This is a genomic window from Pseudophaeobacter sp. (assembly GCF_039971195.1).
Lineage (GTDB): Bacteria > Pseudomonadota > Alphaproteobacteria > Rhodobacterales > Rhodobacteraceae > Pseudophaeobacter.
This window is the reverse complement of record NZ_JBDWPJ010000192.1, coordinates 1-5,267: the sequence shown is the minus strand read 5'-3', so window position 1 is coordinate 5,267 and position 5,267 is coordinate 1. Positions and strand designations below refer to the sequence as shown.

Below are 5,267 nucleotides of genomic sequence, written 5' to 3'. Positions count from 1 at the left end.
ATATCACCGGTGCCATCAATCACATAGGCCTCGCGCAGCCCACGCTGGATCTGCAACTGGCCCTGGGTCAGTACCTGGCGCAATTCCGCGTCATTGATGAAAAAGCTCCGACTACGGCTCTGGTCCAAGAACCGTGCCAGTGCCTGCGCATCCGTAGTCAGATCCCGGCGCTGTTCTTCCTGATAAGCCTCGGCTGCCGAAAGCGAGCTGCCAATCACCTGCCTCACCCGGTCCGAAAACCAGCCTTCAAGGCCCACATTCACCGTCAAAACAGCAAAAACCGCCACGATGACTGTTGGACCCAGAGCCAGAAACCCAAAGGCACCAATCAGGCGCAGGTGTAGGCGAGAACCCGCCGACTTGGAGCGGCGGGCCGCAAACAACCGGGCGATCTGGGTCAGCACCAGAACCGCGATGGCCATGATGTAGACGGTGTCTGCCAGCAGAATCAGACGTAGCGGCCCCGACGAGGCCCCGTGTCCGAGAGGGCCAAAAATCAAAAAGGTGAAAAGCGCCAGCAATGGCCCCAGCACCACCATGCCGAGGGTGCCGATATTGCGGGCCTGACGCGTCTTGCGCCACCGATCTAAGGCCATAACAGGCCCATAACCGATCCAAAGTTGTGACCTTTGCGCCACGCAGCACCCTCATTCTGATGTGTGATCCTTGGGATCAGCCGCCATATCTCGTGGTTAAGCCTAGCGCGAAACGCGGGGCACCACAGTCCTGTGGCCATATTACATCAGTTTACGACGGCGTGTCACCTCAATATCCAGATCAGTGATCTTCTTTCGCAGGGTATTGCGGTTGATGCCCAAAAGCTCGGCGCATTTGGCCTGATTTCCACCAGTTGCAGAGAGGGCGATCTCAATCAAGGGGGCCTCAACCTCGCGTAGAATTCGTGCATAAAGACCGGGGGGCGGCAGGATATCCCCGTGGAGATCAAAATAGCGCTGCAGGTGGCGCGCGACAGAATCCGCCAGCTTTTCGTTCACCGCCCCGCCAAGTACCGGACCAGCTTCGGTCTGTGGCCCCAAGGCAGCGGCCACCTCGGATCTGGAGATCTCCTCACTGCGCGCAGTCAGGGCCAGGCGGCGCACCAGGTTTTCCAACTGGCGCACATTGCCAGGCCAGGCGCAGTGGCGCATCATTTCAGTTGCTTCATCGCCAAATTTACGGTGGGGTGCCCCGTCGTTTTCGGCTTTTACCAGGAAATGCGCCGACAACAGCGCGATATCCTCGACCCGCTCGCGCAGGCCGGGCACGCGCAGCTCAGTACCTGAAATCCGGTAGTATAGGTCCTGGCGCAGGGTACCGTTTTCCATCGCCTCAGCCGGGTCTTTTTGGCTGGTGGCCATAATCCGCGGCGCGTGGCTGCCAGGGGCGTCCATCATCCGTACCAGTCGGGCCTGCGCCTCATCCGGCAGGTCGACCAGCTCGTCAATCAGCAGCGTACCACCTTTTACCTCGGCCAGAACCCTAGCCGGGCCTTCCAGCGCCATCAGATCCGCCTCGGAAGCGGTGACAAAGGGCAAGGTGCGGCGATCTGAGAAATCATGCACTGCACGGGCAATCAGTGATTTCCCTGTGCCGCTTTCGCCGGTGATCATCAGCGGCATATCGGTGTTCATCACCCGCGCGATCAGACGATACAGCGCCTGCATCACCTCGGTGCGACCCACCAAGGGCAGATCTTCGGGACGTTCTTTTTCCACCTCTGCCGCCGAGCTACTAGAGGATTTGCGCGTCTCCGCCATCGCCTTGGCAGTGCGCTTCATCAGTTCAGGCAGATCAAAGGGTTTGGGCAGGTAGTCATAGGCCTCGGCCTCGGCGGCCTTGATCGCGGTCATGATGGTATTTTGCGCTGAAATCACGATCACTGGCAGGCCCGGCCGATCTTCCGCGATTTTTGGCAACATTTCCAAACCATTGCCATCCGGCATCATCACGTCAGAAATGACAACATCGCCTTTACCCTCGGAAACCCAACGCATCAAGGTCGTGAGCGAGGAGGTCGCGTGAACGCGGCAGCCTGCGCGGGTCAGCGCCTGCGTCAGCACTGTACGGATAGTGCGATCGTCGTCTGCAACAAGAACGGTACCGTCCATGGGTTATTTCTCCTGCGGTTCTTTGTCTTTGGGAATTCGGGATAGCGACAGCCGGAACACGGTGCGCCCAGGCGCCGAGTCAACGGATATCCAGCCTTTGTGTTCAGCGATGATCTTGCTCACCAAGGCCAGCCCCAGCCCGGTGCCGTTTTCGCGCCCCGATACAAAGGGATCAAACACGTCATCGCGGATGCTTGCTGGCAGGCCGGGGCCGTCATCAATCACTTCGATCTGCAGCGGCAGCAGCTTGCCGGTGCCGTCACTGCGGCGCAGCCGGAAGGAATGCTCATAATAGCTGCGAATGCGAATGCTACCGCCGCCCGGCCCAGCAGCCTCAGAGGCATTTTTCAGCAGGTTCAGCACCACTTGCAGCAGTTGATCCCCGTCTCCCCAGGCCAGTGGAAGCGAGGGATCGTAGTCTTCGTTGATGGTCATATGGGCGCCAAAACCCAGCAGCGCCGAGCGGCGCGCCCGGTCCAGCACATCATGCAGGTTGACCGGTTTGAAATCGGGTTCGCTCAGATTGCCGAACTGCTCCACCTGGTCCAGAAGCTTCACGATGCGGCGGCTTTCACTGACGATTAGATCAGTGAGTTCAATATCTTCTCCGGAAAGGTTCATGCTCAGCAACTGCGCCGCCCCAGTGATGCCGGCCAGCGGGTTTTTGATTTCATGGGCCAGCATTTCCGCCATGCCAATGGCCGATTGTGCGGCGGATTTGGCGGAATGGTTTTGGGTCATCCGGGCGGCCAGCTCCCGCGGGGACAGCAAAAGCAGCATCTGCCCGGCCTGCCCCTGTACCGGCGCGATCTGCACCCCGCATTGCAAGGGTGCCCGACTGCGCGAGCCGACGTCGATATCGTTGACAAAGAGCGGTGTGCCCTGTTCGCGAGCCCGATCAAAGGAGGCGGCAATTGGGGATTCTATAGCGATTTGCTCCCAGACCGGCTGCCCCAACAAGGCCCGCTGAGAGGTGTTCAAAAACCCTTCGGCTGCGGAATTGGCATCCAGAATGCGATTGTCATCGCCAATCAAAAATGCAGGCACCGGCAATGAGGCCCATAGTGAAGAGTCAGATATCATTCTGTTCCCTCTTGTTCTTGTTGAGCCAAGGCAACCGGCAATAGGCGCAGCACTTCGGCGGGAGACTTTTGGGTCAGGACATCGCGACGCAGGACAGAGGGGGTTCCTGCCTGATCCATATACCAGCCGAGATGTTTGCGAGCGACGCGCAGTCCCAGATCGGCGCCATAAAAAGCGAGCATCGCCTCATAATGCTTTGAAACCATGTCAATAAAATCTGACCCATGCGGTACGTCAGGTGTGGCGCCACCCCAAAGCGCACTGGAAACTTCGGCCAGCAGCCAGGGCTTGCCCTGGATGCCGCGCCCGATCATCACCCCATCCGCCCCGGATTGGGTCAGGGCCTCACGGGCGGTCTCAGCCCCCAGAATATCGCCGTTTGCCAGTACCGGCAGGTTCACGGCCTCTTTCACGCTGCGGATTGCCGCCCAATCGGCGCTTCCCTTGTAAAACTGGCACCGGGTACGGCCATGGATGGTGACCATCTTGACGCCGGCCTCTTCGGCCCGGGCCGCAACATTTGCAGCGTTCAGGCTGTTGTCGTCCCAGCCTAGCCGGGTTTTAAGGGTCACCGGAATATCCACGGCCTCGACCACGGCCTCGATCAGCGAAAGCGCATGATCCGGCGTTTTCAGCAGCGCTGAACCGGAATAGCCATTGGTGACCTTCTTGGCCGGGCACCCCATATTGATGTCAATCATCCGCGCGCCGCGATCCGCCACCTGCCGGGCAGCTTCAGCCATCCAGGTGGCCTCGCGGCCGGCCAGCTGAACGGCGGTGTTTTCCACATCGGCGCTCAGCTCGGCTCGTTCGCGCACGCCAGGCTTGGCCTGTACCATTTCCTGACTCGCCACCATTTCGCTCACCATTAAGCCGACACCAAAAGAGCGCACCAGATCGCGAAAGGGGCGATCAGTGATTCCGGCCATGGGTGCCAGCGCGATTGGAGGGGTCAAATCAGTGGTTCCGAGGGTGAAGGACAAGTGCCTAATCCTTGTGCGTGTGTGTATTTTCTAACCGAAGACCCGGCTATTGGACAATCAATCCGCCCTTCGCAAGGGCACATGTCGCGGCGATTGCCTAAATTTTAAGCAGCGCATCGCGGGTGATTGCCACTTGAAGCGGCAGAACATAAACAAACCAGAGCCCAAAATCACCATCTGAAGGGGAGGCCTTGATGACAACTGCAGCCTTGATTGTCGCTGCCGGACGCGGGTTGCGTGCGGGTGCAGGTCAGCCGAAACAATGGCGCCCGCTCAAGGGGCGGCGCGTCATCGACTGGACTCTCCAGGCCTTTGAGGATGCGGGCATTGCCCCTGTTGTTTTGGTCCTGAACCCCGAAGATCACGCCGCCTGGGAGAGCTTTACCGGGGATGAGCATCTCATCCTTACAAAAGGCGGCGCTGAGCGGGCAGAATCGGTGCAAAACGGACTGCAGGCCCTGCAGGGGCGCGGGATCTCCAAGGTGTTGATCCACGACGCCGCCCGCCCCTGTACCAGCCCCGCACTCATTCAGTTGGTGCGGGCGGCGCTCGACACCGCGCCAGCCGCCGCCCCTGCCCTGGCGGTGACAGATGCCCTTTGGACCGGGGCGAGGTCTCAGGTCAACGGCACCCAGGATCGCGCCGGACTGTTTGCCGCACAGACGCCGCAGGGGTTTGGGTATGAGGCGATTCTGGCGGCCCATGTCGCCCATCCGGGTGGCGCCGCTGATGACGTGGAAGTGGCCCGCGCCGCCGGGCTTGAGGTTGCAATCGTCGCCGGAGACCCGGACAATATAAAAATCACCCGGCCAGAGGATTTTGCCCGCGCCGCCAGAATTTTGGAAACGGAAGACAAGATGGATATCAACCTGGATGTCAGACTGGGCAATGGCTACGACGTGCATCGGTTTGGCCCCGGCGACAGTGTCATTCTTTGTGGGGTGGAAATCCCGCATGATCGCAGCCTGCAGGGGCATTCTGATGCGGATGTCGGCATGCATGCGGTCACAGATGCGATCTATGGCGCTCTGGCGCAGGGCGATATCGGTCGGCATTTCCCGCCCTCTGATCCGCAGTGGAAAGGGGCTGCCAG

At 59.9% G+C, this 5,267-nt stretch carries 4 protein-coding genes and 1 pseudogene; 1 reads left to right on the top strand and 4 read right to left on the bottom strand.

Annotation, left to right across the window (positions count from 1 at the left end; all coding sequences use genetic code 11):
- The 4 genes and pseudogenes from ABJP42_RS16430 to dusB form a co-directional block, all read right to left on the bottom strand.
- Window positions 1-596: pseudogene (locus ABJP42_RS16430) on the bottom strand (PAS domain-containing sensor histidine kinase); the annotation flags it as partial.
- A gap of 141 nt (window positions 597-737) precedes the next feature.
- Window positions 738-2,108 carry a response regulator gene (locus tag ABJP42_RS16425; protein ID WP_348342261.1) on the bottom strand — a complete coding sequence of 457 codons (1,371 nt, stop codon included), beginning with the start codon at window positions 2,106-2,108 and terminating at the stop codon, window positions 738-740.
- Between the two features lie 3 nt (window positions 2,109-2,111).
- Window positions 2,112-3,191 (bottom strand): two-component system sensor histidine kinase NtrB, encoded by a 1,080-nt coding sequence (locus ABJP42_RS16420; RefSeq protein ID WP_348342259.1) that lies wholly within the window; start codon window positions 3,189-3,191, stop codon window positions 2,112-2,114.
- Complete coding sequence (gene dusB / locus ABJP42_RS16415) at window positions 3,188-4,174, bottom strand: tRNA dihydrouridine synthase DusB (RefSeq protein ID WP_348342257.1); 987 nt, start codon at window positions 4,172-4,174, stop codon at window positions 3,188-3,190. The genes ABJP42_RS16420 and dusB overlap by 4 nt, the downstream gene beginning before the upstream one ends.
- Window positions 4,175-4,368: 194 nt before the next feature.
- Between dusB and ispD the strand changes: the two genes are divergently transcribed.
- The coding region (ispD, locus tag ABJP42_RS16410) for a 2-C-methyl-D-erythritol 4-phosphate cytidylyltransferase (RefSeq protein ID WP_348342255.1) at window positions 4,369-5,267 on the top strand (899 nt) is incomplete at its 3' end.

Bases quoted from the DNA above. Each gene is read 5' to 3' on its own strand.
- ABJP42_RS16425 (WP_348342261.1), bottom strand. From the start codon at position 2,108: ATGGACGGTACCGTTCTTGTTGCAGACGACGATCGCACTATCCGTACA.
- ABJP42_RS16420 (WP_348342259.1), bottom strand. From the start codon at position 3,191: ATGATATCTGACTCTTCACTATGGGCCTCATTGCCGGTGCCTGCATTT.